Origin of the sequence: Streptomyces sp. NPDC004539 (genome assembly GCF_040610055.1) — a bacterium.
Taxonomy (GTDB): Bacteria; Actinomycetota; Actinomycetes; order Streptomycetales; family Streptomycetaceae; genus Streptomyces.
On sequence record NZ_JBEXLS010000034.1, the window covers coordinates 24,513 to 44,498 of the forward strand.

The 19,986-nt window shown below is 71.9% G+C and carries 20 protein-coding genes and 2 pseudogenes; 9 read left to right on the forward strand and 13 right to left on the reverse strand.

Features of this window, described 5'->3' with window-relative positions; all coding sequences use genetic code 11:
* The first annotated feature begins 28 nt into the window (after positions 1-28).
* Positions 29-601, forward strand: a complete 573-nt coding sequence (locus ABZX85_RS43800) for an Lrp/AsnC family transcriptional regulator (RefSeq protein ID WP_355882658.1) — start codon at positions 29-31, stop codon at positions 599-601.
* A gap of 2 nt (positions 602-603) precedes the next feature.
* Here ABZX85_RS43800 and ABZX85_RS43805 read toward each other — a convergent pair whose 3' ends face one another.
* Positions 604-909, reverse strand: coding sequence for a hypothetical protein (locus tag ABZX85_RS43805; RefSeq protein ID WP_355882661.1), 306 nt, complete (start codon positions 907-909; stop codon positions 604-606).
* Positions 910-1,089: 180 nt separating this feature from the next.
* On the opposite strand from ABZX85_RS43805, the gene ABZX85_RS43810 reads away from it, so the two are divergent.
* The 3 genes from ABZX85_RS43810 to ABZX85_RS43820 are packed head-to-tail and all read left to right on the forward strand — an operon-like array spanning position 1,090 to position 4,239.
* The gene (locus tag ABZX85_RS43810) at positions 1,090-1,359 is read left to right on the forward strand and encodes a hypothetical protein (protein WP_355882664.1); all 270 of its coding nucleotides are present in this window, start codon (positions 1,090-1,092) and stop codon (positions 1,357-1,359) included.
* A complete protein-coding gene (locus ABZX85_RS43815; protein ID WP_355882667.1) occupies positions 1,352-1,972 on the forward strand; it encodes a DUF6879 family protein in 621 nt (206 codons plus the stop codon). The genes ABZX85_RS43810 and ABZX85_RS43815 overlap by 8 nt, the downstream gene beginning before the upstream one ends.
* Complete coding sequence (locus ABZX85_RS43820; protein ID WP_355882670.1) at positions 1,969-4,239, forward strand: tetratricopeptide repeat protein; 2,271 nt, start codon at positions 1,969-1,971, stop codon at positions 4,237-4,239. Before ABZX85_RS43815 ends, ABZX85_RS43820 begins: the two co-directional genes overlap by 4 nt.
* Positions 4,240-4,249: 10 nt before the next feature.
* Here the strand turns inward: ABZX85_RS43820 and ABZX85_RS43825 are convergent, their stop codons facing one another.
* Both ABZX85_RS43825 and ABZX85_RS43830 read right to left on the reverse strand, forming a co-directional pair.
* Positions 4,250-5,170, reverse strand: coding sequence for a formyltransferase family protein (locus ABZX85_RS43825; RefSeq protein ID WP_355882673.1), 921 nt, complete (start codon positions 5,168-5,170; stop codon positions 4,250-4,252).
* 25 nt (positions 5,171-5,195) lie between these two features.
* Complete coding sequence (locus tag ABZX85_RS43830) at positions 5,196-5,498, reverse strand: hypothetical protein (RefSeq protein WP_355882676.1); 303 nt, start codon at positions 5,496-5,498, stop codon at positions 5,196-5,198.
* Between the two features lie 268 nt (positions 5,499-5,766).
* On the opposite strand from ABZX85_RS43830, the pseudogene ABZX85_RS43835 reads away from it, so the two are divergent.
* Positions 5,767-6,030 (forward strand): annotated as a pseudogene (locus ABZX85_RS43835) (Scr1 family TA system antitoxin-like transcriptional regulator); the annotation flags it as partial.
* Positions 6,031-6,118: 88 nt separating this feature from the next.
* Here the strand turns inward: ABZX85_RS43835 and ABZX85_RS43840 are convergent.
* The 3 genes and pseudogenes from ABZX85_RS43840 to ABZX85_RS43850 form a co-directional block, all read right to left on the reverse strand.
* Positions 6,119-6,412 (reverse strand): annotated as a pseudogene (locus ABZX85_RS43840) (hypothetical protein); the annotation flags it as partial.
* Positions 6,413-6,431: 19 nt separating this feature from the next.
* Positions 6,432-6,764 (reverse strand): SH3 domain-containing protein, encoded by a 333-nt coding sequence (locus ABZX85_RS43845; protein ID WP_355882679.1) that lies wholly within the window; start codon positions 6,762-6,764, stop codon positions 6,432-6,434.
* A gap of 862 nt (positions 6,765-7,626) precedes the next feature.
* Positions 7,627-8,220, reverse strand: a complete 594-nt coding sequence (locus ABZX85_RS43850) for a hypothetical protein (RefSeq protein ID WP_355882681.1) — start codon at positions 8,218-8,220, stop codon at positions 7,627-7,629.
* Positions 8,221-8,660: 440 nt separating this feature from the next.
* Here ABZX85_RS43850 and ABZX85_RS43855 point away from each other — a divergent pair, with 440 nt between their 5' ends.
* Complete coding sequence (locus ABZX85_RS43855; RefSeq protein WP_355882684.1) at positions 8,661-9,023, forward strand: hypothetical protein; 363 nt, start codon at positions 8,661-8,663, stop codon at positions 9,021-9,023.
* A gap of 13 nt (positions 9,024-9,036) precedes the next feature.
* Here ABZX85_RS43855 and ABZX85_RS43860 read toward each other — a convergent pair whose 3' ends face one another.
* The 4 genes from ABZX85_RS43860 to ABZX85_RS43875 all read right to left on the reverse strand — a co-directional run bounded on the left by ABZX85_RS43860 (position 9,037) and on the right by ABZX85_RS43875 (position 12,718).
* The gene (locus ABZX85_RS43860) at positions 9,037-9,579 is read right to left on the reverse strand and encodes a Uma2 family endonuclease (protein WP_355882687.1); all 543 of its coding nucleotides are present in this window, start codon (positions 9,577-9,579) and stop codon (positions 9,037-9,039) included.
* Between the two features lie 104 nt (positions 9,580-9,683).
* Positions 9,684-10,466 carry a VOC family protein gene (locus ABZX85_RS43865; protein ID WP_355882690.1) on the reverse strand — a complete coding sequence of 261 codons (783 nt, stop codon included), beginning with the start codon at positions 10,464-10,466 and terminating at the stop codon, positions 9,684-9,686.
* A 138-nt stretch (positions 10,467-10,604) separates the two neighbouring features.
* The gene (locus tag ABZX85_RS43870; RefSeq protein WP_355882693.1) at positions 10,605-11,204 is read right to left on the reverse strand and encodes a TetR/AcrR family transcriptional regulator; all 600 of its coding nucleotides are present in this window, start codon (positions 11,202-11,204) and stop codon (positions 10,605-10,607) included.
* Entirely contained in the window at positions 11,201-12,718 is a 1,518-nt protein-coding gene (locus ABZX85_RS43875; RefSeq protein ID WP_355882696.1) for a 3-hydroxyacyl-CoA dehydrogenase, read from the reverse strand. The genes ABZX85_RS43870 and ABZX85_RS43875 overlap by 4 nt, the downstream gene beginning before the upstream one ends.
* A gap of 138 nt (positions 12,719-12,856) precedes the next feature.
* Here ABZX85_RS43875 and paaN point away from each other — a divergent pair, with 138 nt between their 5' ends.
* Positions 12,857-14,548, forward strand: coding sequence for a phenylacetic acid degradation protein PaaN (paaN, locus tag ABZX85_RS43880; RefSeq protein WP_355882699.1), 1,692 nt, complete (start codon positions 12,857-12,859; stop codon positions 14,546-14,548).
* Here paaN and ABZX85_RS43885 read toward each other — a convergent pair.
* The 3 genes from ABZX85_RS43885 to ABZX85_RS43895 are packed head-to-tail and all read right to left on the reverse strand — an operon-like array spanning position 14,545 to position 17,251.
* The gene (locus ABZX85_RS43885; protein ID WP_355882702.1) at positions 14,545-15,282 is read right to left on the reverse strand and encodes a TrmH family RNA methyltransferase; all 738 of its coding nucleotides are present in this window, start codon (positions 15,280-15,282) and stop codon (positions 14,545-14,547) included. The genes paaN and ABZX85_RS43885 overlap by 4 nt on opposite strands.
* The gene (locus ABZX85_RS43890) at positions 15,279-16,535 is read right to left on the reverse strand and encodes an HTTM domain-containing protein (protein ID WP_355882705.1); all 1,257 of its coding nucleotides are present in this window, start codon (positions 16,533-16,535) and stop codon (positions 15,279-15,281) included. The genes ABZX85_RS43885 and ABZX85_RS43890 overlap by 4 nt, the downstream gene beginning before the upstream one ends.
* A 38-nt stretch (positions 16,536-16,573) precedes the next feature.
* On the reverse strand, positions 16,574-17,251 hold the full coding sequence (locus ABZX85_RS43895) for a DUF5819 family protein (protein WP_355882708.1): 678 nt from the start codon (positions 17,249-17,251) through the stop codon (positions 16,574-16,576).
* Positions 17,252-18,717: 1,466 nt separating this feature from the next.
* On the opposite strand from ABZX85_RS43895, the gene paaA reads away from it, so the two are divergent.
* Positions 18,718-19,689: a 1,2-phenylacetyl-CoA epoxidase subunit PaaA gene (paaA, locus tag ABZX85_RS43900; protein WP_355882711.1), complete on the forward strand. Its 972-nt coding sequence runs from the start codon at positions 18,718-18,720 to the stop codon at positions 19,687-19,689.
* Positions 19,686-19,970 carry a 1,2-phenylacetyl-CoA epoxidase subunit PaaB gene (gene paaB, locus ABZX85_RS43905; RefSeq protein ID WP_355882714.1) on the forward strand — a complete coding sequence of 95 codons (285 nt, stop codon included), beginning with the start codon at positions 19,686-19,688 and terminating at the stop codon, positions 19,968-19,970. The genes paaA and paaB overlap by 4 nt, the downstream gene beginning before the upstream one ends.
* Positions 19,971-19,986: the final 16 nt, after the last annotated feature.

Here is a 19,986-nt window from a genome sequence, read left to right on the forward strand (position 1 = left end):
TACGTCCATGGTAGGGAGGCGGGGGGACATGGCACCTGAACAAATGGCCGAGAACCAGGAAACCGGAATCCCGGCGCCCTCCGCTCCGGCGGCTCCCCCCGCTTCCCCGGCTCCCCCCGGCGCCTCCGCCGTCCCCGCCGCCCCTGCCGCCCCGGCCCGTCCGCTCGACGCGATCGACCACGACATCCTGCGGATGCTGCAATCCGACGGGCGGGCGTCGATCCGCTCGGTGGCCGAGCGGGTCCACGTCTCGCGCGCGAACGCGTACGCCCGCATCAACCGGCTCGTCGAGGACGGGGTGATCCGGGGGTTCGGCGCGCGCGTGGACCACGAGCGCGCCGGGCAGGGCACGAGCGCGTACATCACCCTGAAGATCGTCCAGAACTCCTGGCGCACGGTCCGCGAGCAGCTCCGCCAGCTCCCCGGCGCCTCCCACATCGCCCTGGTGGGCGGCGACTTCGACGTGTTGCTCCTGGTCCACACCCCCGACAACCGGGCCTTGCGGGAGCTGGTCCTGACGCGCCTCCAGGGCATCCCCGAGGTCCTCAGCAGCCGGACGCTGCTGGTCTTCGAGGAGGAGGACCTGGAGCCGCAGGTCTGAGGTCAGCCGGTCAGCATGATCGGGATCATCAGCACGAGCCACGCCGCGGGCAGCGCCCCGACCACGACACCCCCGTAGCCCACCAGGGCGCGCGCCCTCCGGTACGCCTCGTCGCGCGGCACCACCCAGGAGACGGCCACCAGCACGAACCCCACCCCGATCGCCCCCACGAACGGCAGGCTCTCCTCGTCACCCCACAGCCAGCTCAACTCCCAGAGGAACAACGGGAGTCCGATCAGCGTGGCGAGCAGCGGCACGTCCCGCCGGGCGGCGGGGCGAGCGGGGCGTCCAACGGTGTCCTGTGTCATGCCCCGATCCCATCGCGGCGGGCCCTCGCGGGGTATCGGCGGGCGTACTCAGGGGGCACGCGCGCGTACTCATCTCGGACATCGGCCTGTCTCATATCGGCAAAAAAAGGTGGTGACAACCTACAGGCGAGCGACTACTCTGAGTGACATTCCCGTCACGGGGCGGGACGAGGAGGGGGCATGGCCGAGAAGTGGGAAGCCGATCCAGGGGCGGCCTTCGCGCGGCGGCTGGGCAAGTCGTCGCACGAACTGGGGCAGACGTCCGGCAACGCGAGCTGCCCGGACATGTGGGAGCTGGACAACGGGGACGTGGCGGTGATCGGCGCGGACCTGACCGCCTCGTACGAGGGGCGGCTGCCGGCCGGGGTGAGCGTCGACCCCGGTGAGCGGCTGGTCGTCATCCCCCGGGCGACGATCCGCGCGGCGAAGACGGACATCCCGGATGAGTAGCCCGCTGTGCGGCGCGGTGGGTGAGCGCATGGAACTGGCGGACTACTACGCCGACTTCGAGAAGCACTTCTGGCACAGCGCGGGCCTCGGCTTCTGGAAACTGGAGCGGGGGCAGACCTTCAGGGAACCCGGTTACGACAGCTGGCGGGCGTTCGCCCGGGGCGACTGGGCGCAGTCGCTGCGGCTGCTGGAGGCGGGCCGCGCGGACATGGCGGAGTACCACCGCAGGATCGACCGCCACGGCTTCGCCGCCCGCCGCGTCCGCGTCGTCGAGGAACCCCTCAGCGCCTACATGCAGTGGGAGTTGCACGCGCTGCGCGTCCGCGACGAGTGCGGAGGCCCCGTACACGTCATCGGGGCGGACCGGGTGGCCCGCTTCGAGACGGAGGACCCGCTCCCGGAGATCTACACGCTCGGCTCACAGGTGGCGTACCGGGCGGTCTACGACGACGAGGGTGTCCTGGAGTCCGCACGGAAGTTCACCGACCCCGAACTCGTCCTGCGCTGCCAGGAGTTCATCGAGAATCTCTACGACACCGGCGAGCCCCTCGCGGGCTGGTTCGCCGGACACGTGGCCCCCCTCCCGCCTCCACCGGGCCAGGCGCGCGCATGACCGACGCCTCGGAACCCACCGGCAACGGGCCCGTCGACAACCGCTTCGGCGGCACGGCCTCGGCCCACACCGTCGTCCAGGCGGGCGACGTCCGGGGCGGCGTCCACGTCCACCAGCCGCCGCCCCCGGGACCGTCCGTTGTCCCTCACCAACTCCGCGCCGCCGTAGGCCATTTCGTCAACCGCTCCGGGGAACTGGCCCGCCTCGCCGGTCTCGTGGCGGACGGCCGGGACGAACCGCACGGCGTCCGCGTCGCGGCGATCACCGGAACCGCCGGGGTCGGGAAGACCTCGCTCGCCCTGCACTGGGCGCACAGCGTGCGCCCGCACTTCCCGGGCGGCGCGTTCTACGCCGACCTCCACGGCTACGGCGCCGGTTCCCCGGTGTCCCCGCAGGACGTGCTGGGCCGGTTCCTGGAAGATCTCGGCGTCCCCCTCCCGCAGGTGCCGTCCGGGCGGGAGCGCCGGGAGACGCTGTTCCGCTCGCTCCTCGCGGACCGGCGCATGCTGATGGTGCTCGACAACGCGGTGGACAGCGCGCAGGTCCGCCCGCTGCTGCCGGCCGCCCCGGGCTGCCTCACCGTCGTGACCAGCCGGGACGACCTGTCGGGTCTGGTCGCCCAGGAGGGCGCGCTGCGCCTGGAGGTCTCGACCTTCCCGACGCCGGACGCCGTCGACCTGCTGCGCGCGGCCACCGCCGGATACCGCGCCCGCGACCGGCGCGGGGACCTGGCGGCGCTGGCCGGGCTGTGCGCGGGACTGCCGCTGGCCCTGCGCATCGCGGCCCGGCTGTTCCGGCTCCTCGGCCTGCATCCCGGGGGCGAGTTCGGCCTGCCGGCCGTCGCCGCCCTCGCCGGGGGCGAACCGCCACGCGTACGCGCGCTGTTGGACACGCTGGTCCGCGCCCACCTGCTGGAGCGCCGCCCGGCCGGACGCCACGAGTTCCACGACCTGCTGCGCGCCTACGCGGCCGAGCGGGTCCGCCAGGAGGAGGACGAGATGGACCGGGCCGAACTCCTCGGGCGCTGCCTCGCCTGGTACCTCCACACCGCGTACGCGGCACAGCGCGCCATGGCGCCGTACGACCGCTACGACCTGGACGACCGGGTCCCGGCGCCCGCGACGGCCCTGAGCTTCGACGGCTACCGGCCCGCGTACGAGTGGTACCGCGCGGAGAGCGCGAACCTCGTCACCGCCACCCGTACCGCCTCCGACGCCGGTTTCCCGGAGATCGCCTGGCGGCTCGCCGTGACGCTGCGGGCCGTCTACATGCACCAGAACGCGTTCGACGACTGGGAGACGACCGCCCGGATCGGTCTCGCCGCGGCCCTGCGCACCGGGGAGGCGCCCGGGGAGGCGGAGGCGCTGGACAACCTGGGCCGGGCCGCCTTCCAGGCGCTGCGGCTCGACGAGGCCGAGGAGCACCACCGCGCGGCGCTCGCCGTCCGCCGCCGCATCGGGGACCGCCGGGGTACGGCGGTGTCGGTCAACGCGCTCGGGCTGCTCGGGCTGCGCCGACGGGAGCTGGCCGAGGCCCGGTCCCGGTTCGAGGAGAGCGCGGAGCTGTTCGGCGCGCTCGGCGACCGCCGCTGGTCGGCCCTCATCCGGGGCAACCTCGCGGAGACGCTGTGCGAACTGGGCCGGGGTGCGGAGGCCGCGGAGATCGTCGAGCGGGCGCTGACCGACTTCCGCGCGCTGGGGGACCGGTTCGGCGAGGGCAACGCGCTGTTCCTGCTGAGCTGGGCGCGGCGGGAGTCCGGGGAGTTCGACGCGGCCGGCCTGGCGATCCAGGACGCCCTGGCGATCGCCGCCGACGAGAGCAACCCGGTGTGGCGCGGGCACTGGCTGGCGGAGGCGGCACGGGTGGAGCGGGCGCGGGAGAATCCGGCGGAGGCCCTGCGGCTGTTCCGGGAGTCCGCCTCCGTGCAGCGAAAGCTGGGGGACACGGCTCGGGAGGCCGCCGCGCTGGCCGGGGCCGGTGAGGCGTGCCGGGAGCTGGGCCGCCCCGAGGAGGCGGTGAAGCTGCTGCGCCGTGCGGTGGCCGGGTTCCGGGGAGTGGATGCGCCGTGGCAGCTCGCGGGGGCGCTGGGGGGTCTGGCGGACGCGCTCGACGCGGGGACCGGGGCCGGGGGCCAGGAGGCGTACGAAGCGGCGCGCGCCGCCCGCGAGGAGGCACTGCGGCTGCTCGGCCCGTTCGACTCACCGGACGATCCGCGGGCGGCGGCACTGGTGGAACGGCTGGGGGGACTGTTGGGGGGCGGGGCCTGAGGGTTGGTGCTTACGGGATGGGGTTCGAGAATCCGCGCTCGGGAGACCTCGGCTGGGCGTCCGCAACCACCTCCTCCGCCGCCACCGGCACCACCTCCGAGTCCGTGATCCAGACAGGCCCGTCCGCGCAGGCCAGTCGAGGGCCGTCGGCCGGGGTCAGGCTGGTGCGCAGGATTCTCAGCGGGCGGCCGTCGACCGTGGCGAGGGGACCTCGGCCGGGGCCCATGAAGCGGAACGTCCGTACCTGGTCGTGCACTTCCCGCGCGGTCCTCGCGGTGTCGACGACGGCGAACTCCGGTTCCATCAGCCCCGCGTGGGAGGCCCCCGCGGCGGACTGGGGTTCACCGGCCGCCGGGTCCCGTACCCGTTCCAGGGCGACGGCGAGCACGCCGCGCAGGACCGGCGCCAGCCCCTCCCACAGACTCTCCGGCGTCACGTCGTCCGGAATCGGCACACCGCCTCGCTGGGCGAGCACCGGGCCGGTGTCGAAGTCCTCGTCCATCCGGTGGGCCGTCACGCCGAGGTACGGGTCGCCGTTGCGGATCGCCCACAACACCGGTGCCGGGCCCCGGTACTTGGGAAGTGTCGAGCAGTGGATGTTGACGACGCCGTACCGAGGGGCGGTCAGTACGGACGGCGGCAGCCGCCACGAGAACCCGTAACAGACGAGCAGGTCGAGCCCGTACCCGCGCACCGCCGCGCCCAACCCCGCCGGACTGCCCGGGAGCAGCAGGTCCACCCCGGCGGGCAGCGCGGCGACGATCCGCCGCACGGCGTCCGCCGCGCCCGCCTCCGGCGCCGAACGCGGGCGCATGGAGCGGGAGTAGGCGTAGACGACGGCCTCGTGCCCGGCCTCGGCGCACGTCTCGTGCAACGCGGTGAACTCCGCCGGGCCGAAGGAGATCAGGCCGATGCGCATACGTTCCGTCATGACCCCACAGCCTAGTGTGACGCCCTCAGCCGTCCGACGAGATCCGCGCACCCCTGCTCACCGCGACGAGCAGGACGTCCGCGAGGCACTCCGTGGCCCGGCCCAGCGCGAAACGAACGGCCCGTTCGCCGGCCCTGTCGTCCGCGAGGACCTCCTTCGCACCGGCCAACACGTCCTGGCTGTTGGTGAGATGGGCGTCCTCGATGTCGTCGGCGAGGAGGGAGAGGCGGCTGTGGGGGTTGTCCGTACTGAGGTGACAAGGGTTGCCCTCGGGGGTGGTCCAGGGGAGGAGGCGCATTCCGGGGAGAGGGGTGGGGAGTTCGCGCATCGGGGTTCCGATCAGGGTCGTCCGTGTGCGGAAGGGGGAGGCTGTTGACCGGCCTTCGGGGCAATGAGGAGGGGTGACGTGTCCGAACAGCGCGACGAAGCGCCGGACCCGGATTCCGGTCGAGGTGTGCTGGCCAAGCTGACCGTCATGGAGGATCGCTCAACTCGACCGTTCAAAAACCCCTTGAAGACGTTCCTGAAATTGGAGGCGACCGCTCGGACCCTGTGGAAGTTGTCCCTCGGCGTGCCGGGGCGACGAACTCACCGAGGAGAGAGTGGCCGTACGGCTCGCTCGGCAGAGCGCCCTGCACCGCAGTCCACGGCCGGTCGTCCGCGTCCTCCTCGACGAGACGGCACTCCGACGCGCGGGCGCCGGCCCGAAGGTCTGGGAGGAGCAACTCCTGCACCTCGTGGATGTCGCGACGTGGCCGAACGTCACCTTCCAGGTGCTCTCCGCCGCCTCGCCTACGACCGTCTCCGTGACCTGGCGCTGCCCCCGCCGGAGTCCCTCGCATTCCTCAGGGACGTCCTGACGGAACACAGAACACGAGCCGCACAACTGCCTTGAGGTCGCCGACGGTCACCCCGCCGTCATCCCGGTCCGCGACAGCAAGACCCCCGCCACCACCCCGGCATCACCCTCCGCACGGACGGCACCAGCCACAGCCCTCCCGCAACTCCAGCCGTCGCGATGGTGACGACGCACGACAGGACGATGCCCGCGTACGCGTCGTCGTCCCAGGTGCCCGAGGGGCGGATGGTCAGGGCCGTCCGGCAGAAGTACCCGGCGATGAGGGTGAGCACGGCGAGGGGAACGGCGAGGACCAGTCGGAGGCAGCCGCGGTCGTCGTCCGTGCGGACGGACAGCCGGGCTCTCCTCGCGCGACGCGAAGGGAGCCCGGCTGGCTTGGTCATGTGGGGTTCGGCGAGTGGGTCACTTCTCGATGGGGTTCAGGAGGGAGTACTTGACCCACCCCGTCTTCCCCTTGTTCGCCCCGCTCGTGACCTTGCCGTAGCTCCAGGCGTAGTCCTTCGTGCAGTACTCGGTGAACTTGACGCCCGTGGCGAGGATGCCGAGGGAGGTGTAGCTCGTGCCGGGGCCGCTGCGGAGGTTGAGGGAGGTGGAGGCTTCCTTGGTCAGGGTGAGGACCAGGTTGCACTGGGAGGGCAGGGAGGCCGCGGAGGCGGTGGGGGCCGTCAGGGCGGTGGTGCCGAGGAGGACGGCGACGGAGGCCGTTGCGGTCGCTATGGTCCGGACGATACGCAAGTTTCAGGTCCTTGAGTCGTAGGTGCGCATGAAGATGCGCCGGCTCGGGGGACGCGCAGCGCGTTGCTCGTGCCTGGTCGTTCGCACGAGCGAAACCAGACTGTACCGGACCGGATGAGCGGTGTTTCGGCCAACACCCTTGCCCCCAGGGGGGCTTGAGGCGGTTTGGGGGCGGATGGGCCCGCGGCGACGACAGCGTCGTACGTATCTGTCGTCGCCTTCTCGGAAGCGAACGTACGGATAAGCGTTCAGCCTTTCGGCGGGGCTATTACCACGAAACGCCAGATCACTGAATTGTCGGCCGAGAATTTCCACGTCAGTTCGGTCAAATCGGCGTGTGGGATCTGGGCGGTGAATACGCCGGTCCCGTCGCCGCACTCGGAGCCGATGAGGGGTTTTCCGGAGGAGAGGACGGTGAAACGGGACGGGCCCGCGCAGGTCCACATCGCGGTGACGGTGGAGGCATTTCCCGCGGCGGCGGGGAGGGTGGTGCCGCCCGCGCCACGACCCGAACCCGAGTACAGGGTTTTCGAGCCGACGGGGAGGGCGGATTGGATCGGGTCGGGGAGCCGGTCCGGGGCGGTCGGGATGCTCGGGGCGCTCGGGGTGCTCGGGGTTTCGGCAACGGTTGAATTTTGTGCCGACGAAACCCCCGCGGTCGAAACCCCCGCCGCCGAAGACCCCGACGCCAGGCCCCCTGCCGCCGAGGCTCCCGCCCCCGAAACCCCCGCCGTCGAGACCCCCGTCCCCGACGGCGCGACCCCCCGCCCGCCCCCGGCCCCCGAGCACGCCGACGCCAGCGACACCGTCGTCAGCAGCACCGCCGCCACGCCGACCCCCCGCACTCCCCCCACCGCACGCCTCACGAGTGCGCGATGTACGGCGAGAGCGCGGGCAGTTTCGCGGTGCCGTGGTTCGAGACGATCCACTTGCAGGCGCCGTTGTAGGAGCCCCGCTGCCACTTGAAGGAGTACCCCTTCGAGCCCAGCGCGAGCCACCCGTCCTTCTGGTTCGCCGGGACCTTCCAGGTGCCGCCGAGGGTGACGGTCGTGGTCTTGGCGTACGAGATCGACCCGCTGATCGTCTCCTCGGCGGACGCGACGAGGATCGACTCGCTCAGCTTGGCCGCGTAGCTGATCGTGCCGGTCCAGGTGTGCCCCTTGGCCACCGAGACGGAGAGCGTGACGCCGGACTGCCCGTAGACGGTCTTGCTCTTGTCGCCGACGAACGTGCTCTTGACGTTGCTGAACGAGAACGTCGGGTCGGGCGGGCAGCCGTCCGGGTGGACGGTCGTGTCGGCGGCGTCCGCGTCGGCCGGCGCCTGCGGGATCGCCTTGCCGCTCTGGTCGGTGCCGACGGACGTCACCGTGTCCGCCGCGAAAGCGGGACCTGCCCCCACCGCGAGAAATGCGGTGAGCGCGGCGGCCGTGCAGACTCGGGCGAATGACGCATTCATGGTTCCCTCTCTTTCGCTCCCTCCCCTGGGAGCGCCATGAGCAGAACAATCATGGAGCGCCGGGCCGACCGTCAAGGAAATTCGAGCGATCTGAGTAAGACCTGAGGTTGGTGCTCGGAAGGCTCCTTCCGGCCGAATGCGATAACGCCGGAGCATTACCTTTTCCATTCCTCGTTTACCCGATCCAGGGGAATTCCAGGCTTGACCCTTGGGCCTACGATGGCCCGCCCGTCACCGACCGCCCCCGGGGTCCGCCGGCCCCAACCCACCCCGCCCCAGGGCACGTTGTCCGCCAAGATCCGCCGATCTGGCTTTGCGGACCGAATCTTGGTGCTACCGTGACCCGCACAACACAAAAATGGGCCCCACCAGAGCTCGGAGTGTTACCAGCACTCCGCTGATGGGGCCGTGACGACAACTCTCTCGAAAGGTCTGTCGCCGTGCGCCAGTCTACCGCGCGCGCCATTTCGGCGTGCCTGCGTACCCTGCTCGCCCTCTGCTTCCCCGGCACGGGCTGCCGACGCCGCGCCTCCGCGCCGCCCGCCCCGGCCCCCGCTCCCGCCGCCCCTTCCGTTCCGTACGTGAGCCCCTGGTCCCGTCCCTGGACCAGCCCCACCAAGGAAGAAGCCGCCGAACTCTTCCGCCTCCAGGCCGAACGCCACGACCGGACCGAGGCCGCCTGGGAACTCCGCCTCCAGTGGGAACGCCGCCGCGCCGCCACCCTCGCGACCATGGGCGTCGACCACCCGTACACGTACGAAGGGGCTCCGTTCGGCGCGGACGACTTCAGGGCCAGCGCGTGAACCGGGGCGCTGCTCAGTCCGCTTCGGGGCGCGGCAGCTCGTCCAGGTCGAGCGTGAACGTCCGTCCGTCGGCCAGCTCGATCGGCAGCTTGCCGGTGCCGTACTTGTGCGTGTGTGCCGCGATGTAGCCGTCGCCGGTGGGGAGGGTGTGGACGACCACCTCAGCGGCGTAGGGGTCGATGATCAGGTAGACGGGGATGCTGTGGCGGCCGTACTTCGCTGTGCAGTCGTCGTAGTCCTTGCGGGCGGAGGAGAGAGACACGACCTCCGCGATCAGAAGGACGTCCTCGAAGCTGTAGCGCTTGCCTTCCCTGCTGGCGTCCTCTCTGAGGATGGCCAGGTCGGGGGCGGAGTTCTCATCGGCGGGGAAGTCGATATAGACGTCGGAAGCCGTCTTCGCGTGGAGTCCGAGCGAGACGATCGCGTGGTACAAGATCGTCTTGATCGTGCTGGAGTGCTCGAAGCTCCGCGGGGTCAAGATCACCTTCCCGTCGGCACCGAAAAATACCGTGTACCCCTCGGGAAACTCGGTGTGCATGATCGCATCGACGCTCATCAACAGCTCCTTCCCGTCGGCTCCCAGAACAGGGCCGTCCGCCGCTGGTGCGGGCGCCGGACGTACGTCCCCGTACCCCGCGCCCGCACCTGCTCCGACTGCCGTTACGCCAGCGGCTGGGGCGTGATCATGGCGAACGTGCCGCCCTGGGGGTCGGCGACGACCGTCATCCGTCCGGCGATCATGTCGAACGGCGGGGCGAGAACCGTACCGCCGCTCCTGACCAGCGCGTCGACGGTGGAGTCGACGTCGTCGACGGAGAAGTAGGTCAACCAGTGCGCGGGCGTGCCGGGCGGGTCGTTGGCGAGGAGGGTGACGCCGCCGACCGCCCGGCCGCCGATCCGGAACTCCCAGTAGGAGTCGGCGCCGTCGAACGCCACGATCTCGGCGCCGAACACCGCGCCGTAGAAGGCGGTCGCGGCGGGGACGTCGCTGGTGTGCAGCTCGTTCCACGTCAGCGCGCTCGCCTCGTTGACGATCTGCGCGCCGGGGAACTCACCGGCCTGCCAGACGCCGAACACGGCGCCCTGGGGGTCGGCGGCGATGAGCATCCGGCCGAGGTCGCCGACGTCCATGACGGGGGCGAGCACGGTGCCCCCGGCGGCGGTGATCGCGTCCTGCGTGGCCTCGGCGTCGCCGCTCGCGAGGTAGGTCGTCCAGACGGTCGGCGGCTGCGGGGCGCCTTCGGGGGCCATCTTCGGGCCGATCCCGGCGACGGCCTTCCCGTGCAGCTCGCAGACCGCGTACCCGCCGAACTCCGCCGGTCCGGGCTGCCCCTGCCAGCCGAGCAGATCCCGGTAGAAGTCCAGCGCGGCCTGCTGGTCGTCGGCCATCAGATCGACCCAGCAGGGGGTTCCGGTCGCGTACGGGGTGGTCACTTCGGGCATGTTCCGTCCTCCGCTGTCCGTTTATGTCCGGAACAGCCTTCCGAGAGGAACGCCGATCAGCCGTTCGACACGCCGCTCCGGAGAGCTTCAACCGCCAAGGAGTCCGGGGGCCGCTCCACCACGACCGTGGCTTCGATCTCAGAGGGGGACGCCGCCTCCCCGCAGCCCCTCGAACACCAGCCGGGCCACCGCGTCCGCGACCTCCCGCTCCCCCGCTCCCCGCCCGTCCGGGCGGTACCACTCGGCGATGGAGTTGATCATCCCGAAGACGAGGCGGGTGGCGAGGCGGACGTCGATGTCGGTGCGGACGTCACCGTCGGCGGAGGCCGCTTTCAGCAACTCGGCCACCCGGTGGTCGAATTCGCGGCGGCGGTCGAGGGCCCAGCGCTCGGTGTCCGTGTTGCCGCGGACGCGGAGAAGAAGCGTCACATACGGAAGCTCGGTGATCAGAACGTCGACCATGCGGCGGACGACATGCTCAAGACGGCCGATCGCGGGCCCCACGCGCGCGTGCTCCTCGTCGAGGATCGCGAAGAGCCCGTCCAGCGCGCGCGAGACGGCCCGCCGGAGCAACTCCTCCTTGCCCGCGACGTGGTGGTAGATCGACGACTTGGAGATCCCGGCGGCCTTGGAGAGGTGCTCCATGGACGTGCCGTCGTAGCCGCGCTCGTTGAAGACCTGGACGGCGACGGACAGCAGCGACTCGGGTGTGTACGTGTCCCGCTTGGCGGTCGTCATGACGTGCTCCCCTCGCGCTTGTCGGAGGCGTACGCGTGCCGGTACAGCGCGAGGGAGGGCGCGTACCGCCCGGAGGGGTCGCGCAGGTGGAGGTCGTCCAGCAGCGCGTACGCCCAGTTCCGGCCGAGGCGGCGGCTCCACTCGAAGGGCCCCAGCGGGTAGTTGACGCCGAGCCGCATCGCCGTGTCGATGTCCTCCTCGGTGGCGACGCCCTTGGCGACCGCGTCGTGCGCGAGGTCGACGATCCGGGCGATCGTCCGGGCGACGATCATCCCGGGGACGTCCCCGAGGACGCTGACGTCCTTGCCGAGCGCCTGGAAGAGGCCGATCGCCTCGGAGAGGGTCTGCGGGGAGGTGTCCTGGGAGGCGGAGAGGGCGATCCGGGTGGCCTTGCGGTAGTCGAGGGCGAGGTCGAAGTAGACGACGTCCCGGAACTCGACGGACGTCTGCCCGTCGGCGAGGGCGAGCTGACCGCCGCCGGGCAGGACGAGCCGGGTGCCGTGGTCCTCGTCGTCCTCACGGACCTGGACGCCCGCCTCGCGGATCAGCGCGAGGAGTTCGGCGGCGGGGCCCAGGTCGCCCTCGGCGGTGACGTACGCGGGCGGCTGGGCCGGTTCCGCGGTGTGGGGCTCGGGAGCGGCGGCGCCCTCGCCGTGGTCGTACCAGCCGTGGCCCGTCTTGCGGCCGAGGCGGCCCGACTCGACGAGCCGCCGCTGCGCGAGGGAGGGCGCGAAACGGACGTCCCGGAAGAACGACTCCCACACGGAGTGCGTCACCGACTCGTTGACGTCCTGGCCGATCAGGTCGGTGAGTTCGAAGGCGCCCATCCGGAAGCCGCCGGACTCGCGCAGGACGGCGTCCAGGGTCGCCGGGTCGCCGCCCTGCGCCTCGTACACGGCGAACGCCTCGCCGTAGAAGGGCCGGGCGATGCGGTTGACGATGAACCCGGGCGTGTCGGCGCAGGCGACGGGGGTCTTGCCCCACGCGCGGGCCGTCTCGTACGCGCGCGTGGCCGACGAGACGTCCGTCGCGTACCCGGAGACGACCTCGACGAGCGGGAGCAGCGGCGCGGGGTTGAAGAAGTGCAGGCCGACGAAGCGGCCGGGGTGGCGCAGGGCGCCGCCGATCGCGGTGACCGACAGGGAGGACGTGTTGGTCGCGAGCAGACAGTCGTCCGCGACGATCTCCTCCAGCTCGCGCAGCAGCTCCTGCTTGACGTCCAGCCGCTCCAGGACGGCCTCGACGACCAAGGCGCAGTCCGCGAGGTCGGCGAGGCTCTCCGCGGCCGTCAGACGGGCGCGTGCGGCGTCGCGGTCGGCGGCGGTGAGGCGGTCCTTCTCGACGAGCCGGTCGAGCCGGGCGCCGATCGCGTCGGCGGCCTCCCGCGCGCGTCCGGGCAGCGCGTCGTGCAGCCGGACCGGGTGCCCGGCGACCAGAGCGACCTGGGCGATGCCCTGGCCCATGGTTCCGGCGCCGACGACGGCCACGGGGCTGCTGAGGTCGATAGCTGTCATGTGCGCGATCCTCCCGCACGGGGTTTTCCACAGATGCGGCAGGCCCCCTTGTCCCGACCGATCGTTCGGTTACTCTAGCGGTGACCGGCTGTTCCTGCCCAGACACACAGACACATCCACCCCAGGAGTTGGTCCCGCATGGCCGCCGAACTCACCGCCGCCGACCTCATCGCCAAGCACCGCCCCACCCTCGACCAGGCGCTGGAAGCGATCCGCACGCGCGCTTACTGGTCCCCCCACCCCGAACACCCCAAGGCGTACGGCGAGAACGGCAGCCTGGACATCGCGGCGGGCAAATCGGCGTACGACGCCCTCCTGAACACCCGCTTCGACCTGGACCAGCCCGGTACGGACGACTGGGTGGGCGGCGAGGTCTCGCCCTACGGGCCCGCGTTGGGCATCACGTACCCGCACGCGGACGCGGACGTGCTGCTCCCCGCGATGAAGTCCGGCCAGAAGGCGTGGCGGGACGCGGGCGCGGAGGTGCGCGCGGTGGTCTCCCTGGAGATCCTCAAGCGCGTCTCGGACCGGTCGCACGAGTTCGCACACGCGGTGATGCACACCTCCGGCCAGGCGTTCATGATGGCGTTCCAGGCGGGCGGCCCGCACGCGCAGGACCGCGGCCTGGAGGCCGTGGCGTACGCGTACGCGGAGCAGGTCCGCACGCCGGGCACGGCGGAGTGGTCGAAGCCGCAGGGCAAGCGCGACCCCCTGGAGCTGCACAAGGCGTTCACGCCCGTCCCGCGCGGCATCGGCCTGGTCATCGGCTGCAACACGTTCCCGACGTGGAACGGCTTCCCGGGCCTCTTCGCCTCCCTCGCCACCGGTAACGCGGTCCTGGTGAAGCCGCACCCCCGCGCGGTGCTGCCGCTCGCGCTGACCGTGCGCATCGCGCGCGAGGTGCTCGCCGAGTCCGGCTTCGACCCGAACCTCGTCGCCCTGGCCGCCGAGCGCCCCGGGGAGGGCATCGCGAAGACCCTCGCGACCCGCCCCGAGATCCGCATCGTCGACTACACCGGCTCGACCGCCTTCGGCGACTGGCTGGAGGCCAACGCCCGCCAGGCGCAGGTCTACACCGAGAAGGCCGGCGTCAACACGGTCCTCGTCGACTCCACCGCGAACTACAAGGGCATGCTCGCCAACCTGGCGTTCTCCCTGTCCCTCTACAGCGGCCAGATGTGCACCACCCCGCAGAACTTCCTGATCCCCCGGGACGGCATCGGCACGGACGAGGGCCTGAAGTCCTACGACGACGTCGTCGCGGACCTCGCGCGCGCGGTGGACGGCCTGCTGGGCGACGACGCCCGCGCGAACGGCGTCCTGGGCGCGCTGGTCAACCCGGACGTGAAGGCGCGTCTGGAGGCCGCCGCGAGCCTCGGAGAGGTCGCCCTCGCCTCCCGCGCGGTCACCAACCCCGAGTTCCCCGACGCCGTCGTCCGCACGCCCCTGATCGTCAAGCTGGACGGCACCAAGCCGGACGCCGAGTCCGCGTACCTCAGCGAGTGCTTCGGGCCGGTCTCCTTCGCCGTCGCCGTCGACTCCTCCGTCGACGCGGTCGCCCTCCTGAAGCGCACGATCCGGGAGAAGGGCGCGATGACGGTCGGCGCGTACACCACCGACGCGAGCGTCGAGGCGGCGATCGAGGAGGCGTGCCTGGAGGAGGCCGCGCAGCTGTCCCTAAACCTCACGGGAGGCGTGTACGTCAACCAGACGGCCGCGTTCTCCGACTTCCACGGCTCCGGGGGGAACCCGGCGGCCAACGCGGCGCTGACGGACGGGGCGTTCGTCGCGAACCGGTTCCGGGTGGTGGAGGTCCGCCGGGAGGGCTAGGAGGCGCCGGCGCTCCAGTGGTACAGCGTCATCGCCACGCTCGTGGCGAGGTTGTAGCTGGAGACCTGCGGGCGCATCGGGAGCGCCAGCAGATGGTCGGTACGCGCGCGCAGGGCCTCGGAAAGGCCGCTGCGCTCCGAGCCGAACGCGAGGACGGCGTCGTCCGGGAGCTTGACGCCCCGGATGTCGTCGCCCTCCGCGTCGAACGCGAACACCGGGCCCGGGGGCAGCTCCTCGACGTCCAGGTGCTCGACGGCGGTCGCGAAGTGCAGGCCCGCGCCGCCGCGCACGACCGTGGGGTGCCAGGGGTCGAGCGTGCCGGTCGTGACCACTCCGGTCGCGCCGAAACCGGCGGCCAGCCGGATCACCGCGCCCGCGTTCCCGAGGTTGCGGGGGTTGTCGAGGACGACCACCGGGGCCGTGCGCGCCGTCGCCGTCAGCGCGTCCAGGTTGGCCGCGCGGGACGGCCGTACGGCCAGGGCGGCGACGCCCGTCGGGTGGGGGCGCGGGACCAGCGCGCGGTACGCCTCCTCGCCGACCTCCGTCAGCAGCGTCTCCAGGGCCGGGCGGACGTCCGGGGCGAGGTCGTCCGCGAGGGCCAGCGCGGCGGCACGGTCTGCGGCCACCGCGAGGGGGACGTCCGCGGAGAAGCGCAGGGCGTGTTTGAGGGCGTGGAAGCCGTCGAGGAGGACGGCGGTAGCGGCGAGGCTGTGCCAGGCGGCCGGGGTGGTCATGTGGGGGAGCCTACGGGGAGTTTCCGAGGACTGTCCGGGTCGCCTTCGGCCTGTACGCCGGCTCGCGTGCCCCCTCTCCTCGTCCCCGTCCCGAACAGGCGTCCACGCGCGCGTGCCGCCCGTCCCCCCAGCCACAGCAGGAACGCCGTCGGCAGGAAGACCGCGTCCGTCGCGATCATCGCCAGGGAGAAGAACGGCAGCCCCAGGACGACCGCGATGGCCGCGTGCTCCATCATCATCACGGCCAGCAGGACGTTCTTGACGCGCCGGTTGAACAGGGTGAACGGGAAGGCGACCTGCGCGATGACCGTCCCGTACGTCGCGATCATCACCAGCGTGCCGCTCGCCGCGAGGACGTCCGCGAGCGCCGGCCAGGGGGAGAACGAGTCGAGCTGGAGCGGGTAGTACACGGCCGTGCCGTCCTGCCAGCGCGAGCCCTGGATCTTGTACCAGCCCGCCGTCGCGTAGATCAGGCACGCCTCCGCCATGACGACCAGCAGCGCGGCGTTGTGCAGCACGTTCCCGGTGATGTCGCACAGGGCCCGCAGCTCGCCCGTACGCCGCTGGGCGAACCACCACACCCCCTGCGCGGCCCACACGGCCCACAGGAGCGCCGGGACGAACCACTCGCCGTCCGTGAGCCACCCGGCGCCCGTCGCGACGCCCAGCGTGGCGCCCAGGGCGAACCAGAGCGCCGGGCCGACGCGGTCGACGACGCGTTCCCCACGCGCGCGTGCGTCCTCGTCACGCCGCTCCCTGCGCGCGTCGAGCGACCACACGCGCGCGCAGCGGGTGAACACCAGGTAGATCGACATCAGGTGCAGGACGTTGTCGCCGCCGTCGCCCATGAAGACGCTGCGGTTCTGGAGCGACAGCACGCCGACCATGAAGACGACCGACATCGCGCGCGTGCGCCAGCCGAGCAGGAGCAGGGCGCTGGAGAGAATCGCCAGCAGGTAGACGATCTCGAACCAGAGCCGCGAGTCCGACCACATCAGCACGGTGAACGCGCCGTTGACGTCGATCAGGCGGCGGCCCAGCTGCCAGCTCCAGGGGCCGTCGGGGCCGTACAGCTCCGCGCGGTGCGGGAGTTCACGCAGCAGGAAGAGCAGCCAGGTCGCGCTGAAGCCGATCCGGACGACCGCGCTCTGGTAGGGGCCGAGGGCGGACTCGGTGATGCGGGCGAGGCCCTTGGAGACGTACGAGGAGGGGTGGTGGCCGGGCGGCTGGTGGCTCGCGAGGCGATCGCTCACCGGCTGACCGGCCGGCTGCCGACCGGCTGACTCGTGGCTCACTTGACGCCCCCGTTCGTCTCGTCGGCGGAGACCCGCCACCACGGGAGCACCTGGTACGTCGGTTGCGTCGACACCTTCTCGTTGCTCCACTTCGGCGGGGACACGTTCGACGTCCGGGACCTGACCTGCACGCGCGCGAGCGTGCCGCCGTCCTGCACGGCCCCGGCCCGCTCCAAGCGCATCACGACGATCCGCCGCAGGTACTCCTCCGACAGCGCCCCCCTCATCCCCACCGCCCGGTTGTCGTTGTCATGAGTCCCGGTGAAGAAATCCCAGGCCCGCCTGAGTTCGTTCTGCTGCGTGTGGCTCGGCAGCAGGTTCCCGTCGATCGCCCTCCCGTCCGCCGCCGACAGGTCGTACCACCCCGTCGTCCGGTACCCCCCGTCCGACGACCTCACCTCCGCCCTCACCTGCACCGCGATGTCCTGCTGCAACGGATTCGGCGCGAACAGCTTCCAGTTCTGCTCGAATTCCGGATAAATCCAGTCGTCAATCGCCTCCGCATGCGCCTTACTGACCGTGTTCGACGGCGCGACATGCAAAAACACCATCCCCACATGCACCACCGCCACCGCCGCGACCACCGCCACCACCCCGGCCACCGCGATCTGCGCCCGCAACGAGAGCGCGGCCAACGCAACCGGCCGACGGGCCTCCGTCTGCGGCTCGTCCACGAAGAGGGGCGTCCCGACGGAGTACCGGGTGGGCTCCTGGGGACCATCGCCGGGCGACGGGGGGTCGGGGGGCGGGTCTTGGGGGGGTACGAGGCCGGCGAGCGCGGGGGCGTCGGGGGTGGGGGGCTTGGCGAGGGCCGGGGTTCCGGAGTCGGCGGGGCTCTCGGCGAGGGCCGGCTTGGAGGAGGCCGGGGTTCCCGAGGGGGCCGACTCGGCCGGAGCCGGAGGCTCGGGGGAAGACGAAGGGTCGGCTGGAGCGTCGGTTTCCGCAGCCGCCTCGCTGTGCGGCTCCTCCCGGGCGGGTGAGTCCGGGGACGGCGAGTCCAGGGCGGACCGGTCGGAGGCCACCTCCGCCGTGCCGGGCACCTCGCCACGTGCCGCGTCTCCCTCGCCCGAGGTCACGCCGACCTCTGCCGACGACTCAGCGGCCGTCTTCCCTCGCACCGGCTCCTCGCTCGGCGTCGGAAGAGCCGATGCATCCGGCGACGCAGCCGTGGTCGCCCCTTCTCCGCCGGACGCCTGGGCTCGCGTCGGGGCCCCCGCCGAGGGCACGTTGCGCTCACTCGACGCCTCAGCCGCCGTCTCCTCCCGCACCGGCTCCCCACTCGGCGTCGCAAGGGCCGACGCGTCCGCAGTGGCCCCTTCCCCGCCAGGCGTCTCGGCTCGCGGTGTCGGGGGCTCCGTCGAAGGCGTGCCGGTCGTCTCCGGCTCCTCGTCGGTCGGTCCGCCGGGCTTCGGGGGGTGTTCGGGGGCGGTCGGGGTCGGGCCCTCTGTGGCTCCGAGCGGAGCGTCGTCGCGCGTGTTCATTCCGCCCCGTTTCCGGTGGTTCAGGTCTGTGTGTCGGGTGACCGTCAAGGGACGGCTCCACGGCACGGTACTCAGGCGGTGGGGTGTGTGCAGCCTTCGGGCCCGGGTGATGGGGGTTCGGGGAGTTATGGACGGGAAGCCGGGCCGGGCAGTCTCCACTGCTGCCGGGCATGACATCGCCGTCGCCCCGACCGCATCTCTTCGCGGGGCGTTCGACGTCGGCGCACCCGCCGCGCCATGCCCCGGCCGCGTCCCGCCTCGCGGTGCGAGCGGCCTCGCTCGACGTGTTCGGGTGAGCCCCGCGTCGGCCACCCGACGGCGCACGGCGCCCACGTCGCGCGGCGACCGACCCGCCGTCGGCGCCATGCGCGGCCCCGAACCACGCCGATGCGGCGACGCGCCTTGGTCCGCCGCACCACCTGGCGGGACGACGCCCATGCCCCGTCGGGACGGCCAGATCGACCGGCGTTCCCGAGGGCGCGCCGGAAACCCGCCCCCTCACCCCGCACGCCCCCAGCCCCCGCCCCAGAACGGTTCGGGGAGTTATCCACAGGGGGGCGGGGAGCGGTTGACACGTCAGGGCGGGCGTCTCACCATGGAAGCGGAACGGACCGAACGATCGGTCGGGAAGTGCGGCCGGGACGGGTGAGGGGGATCGGATGGCGACGGTGGCGGAGCAGGACCGCTCCGAGGTGAGCGACAGGCAGCGGGTGTTCGACGAGGCCGTCGCGGCGGACGACCGCATCGAGCCGCGCGACTGGATGCCGGACGCCTACCGGGCGACGCTGGTGCGGCAGATCGCACAGCACGCGCACTCGGAGATCATCGGCATGCAGCCGGAGGCCAACTGGATCACGCGAGCGCCCTCCCTGCGCCGCAAGGCGATCCTGATGGCGAAGGTGCAGGACGAGGCGGGACACGGCCTGTACCTGTACAGCGCGGCGGAAACACTGGGCACGGGCCGCGACGAACTGCTCGACAAACTGCACACGGGCCGCCAGAAGTACTCCTCGATCTTCAACTACCCCACCCTGACCTGGGCGGACGTCGGAGCGATCGGCTGGCTGGTGGACGGCGCGGCGATCACGAACCAGGTCCCCCTCTGCCGCTGCTCCTACGGCCCGTACGCGCGAGCGATGGTGCGGATCTGCAAGGAGGAGTCGTTCCACCAGCGCCAGGGCTACGAACTCCTGCTCGCCCTGAGCAACGGCACCGCCGACCAGCACGCGATGGCCCAGGACGCGGTGGACCGCTGGTGGTGGCCGTCCCTGATGATGTTCGGCCCGCCGGACGACGAGTCGGCGCACTCCGCGCAGTCGATGGAGTGGAAGATCAAGCGCCATTCGAACGACGAACTGCGCCAGCGCTTCGTCGACATCTGCGTCCCCCAGGCGGAGTCCCTCGGCCTCACCCTCCCCGACCCGGACCTGAGGTGGAACGAGGCGCGGGGCCACCACGACTTCGGCCCGATCGACTGGTCGGAGTTCAAGGAGGTCCTGAAGGGCAACGGCCCGTGCAACGACCAGCGCATCACCCAGCGCCGCCGGGCCCACGAAGAGGGCGCCTGGGTCAGGGAGGCCGCCGCGGCCTACGCGGCGAAGCACACCGGCGAGACAGGAGCGCGCGCATGAACACCGACTGGCCCCTCTGGGAGGTCTTCGTCCGCTCCCGCCGCGGCCTCGCCCACACCCACGCGGGCAGCCTCCACGCCCCGGACGCGGAGCTGGCCCTGCGCAACGCCCGGGACCTCTACACCCGCCGGGGCGAGGGCGTCTCCCTCTGGGTCGTCCCCTCCGCCGCGATCACCGCCTCCTCCCCCGACGAGAAGGACCCCTTCTTCGACCCGTCCGCCGACAAGCCCTACCGCCACCCGACGTTCTACGACATCCCGGAGGGGGTGAAGCACCTGTGACCCCGCCCCGCACGAC

Excerpts from the sequence above, each read along its gene's own strand:
- ABZX85_RS43810 (WP_355882664.1), top strand. The coding sequence starts at position 1,090 with ATGGCCGAGAAGTGGGAAGCCGATCCAGGGGCGGCCTTCGCGCGGCGG.
- paaB (WP_355882714.1), top strand. The coding sequence starts at position 19,686 with ATGAACACCGACTGGCCCCTCTGGGAGGTCTTCGTCCGCTCCCGCCGC.
- ABZX85_RS43805 (WP_355882661.1), bottom strand. The coding sequence starts at position 909 with ATGACACAGGACACCGTTGGACGCCCCGCTCGCCCCGCCGCCCGGCGG.
- ABZX85_RS43865 (WP_355882690.1), bottom strand. The coding sequence starts at position 10,466 with ATGCCCGAAGTGACCACCCCGTACGCGACCGGAACCCCCTGCTGGGTC.
- ABZX85_RS43850 (WP_355882681.1), bottom strand. The coding sequence starts at position 8,220 with ATGAATGCGTCATTCGCCCGAGTCTGCACGGCCGCCGCGCTCACCGCA.
- ABZX85_RS43885 (WP_355882702.1), bottom strand. The coding sequence starts at position 15,282 with ATGACCACCCCGGCCGCCTGGCACAGCCTCGCCGCTACCGCCGTCCTC.
- ABZX85_RS43870 (WP_355882693.1), bottom strand. The coding sequence starts at position 11,204 with ATGACGACCGCCAAGCGGGACACGTACACACCCGAGTCGCTGCTGTCC.
- ABZX85_RS43815 (WP_355882667.1), top strand. The coding sequence starts at position 1,352 with ATGAGTAGCCCGCTGTGCGGCGCGGTGGGTGAGCGCATGGAACTGGCG.
- ABZX85_RS43800 (WP_355882658.1), top strand. The coding sequence starts at position 29 with ATGGCACCTGAACAAATGGCCGAGAACCAGGAAACCGGAATCCCGGCG.
- ABZX85_RS43860 (WP_355882687.1), bottom strand. The coding sequence starts at position 9,579 with ATGAGCGTCGATGCGATCATGCACACCGAGTTTCCCGAGGGGTACACG.
- ABZX85_RS43825 (WP_355882673.1), bottom strand. The coding sequence starts at position 5,170 with ATGACGGAACGTATGCGCATCGGCCTGATCTCCTTCGGCCCGGCGGAG.
- paaN (WP_355882699.1), top strand. The coding sequence starts at position 12,857 with ATGGCCGCCGAACTCACCGCCGCCGACCTCATCGCCAAGCACCGCCCC.
- ABZX85_RS43875 (WP_355882696.1), bottom strand. The coding sequence starts at position 12,718 with ATGACAGCTATCGACCTCAGCAGCCCCGTGGCCGTCGTCGGCGCCGGA.
- ABZX85_RS43820 (WP_355882670.1), top strand. The coding sequence starts at position 1,969 with ATGACCGACGCCTCGGAACCCACCGGCAACGGGCCCGTCGACAACCGC.
- paaA (WP_355882711.1), top strand. The coding sequence starts at position 18,718 with ATGGCGACGGTGGCGGAGCAGGACCGCTCCGAGGTGAGCGACAGGCAG.
- ABZX85_RS43830 (WP_355882676.1), bottom strand. The coding sequence starts at position 5,498 with ATGCGCGAACTCCCCACCCCTCTCCCCGGAATGCGCCTCCTCCCCTGG.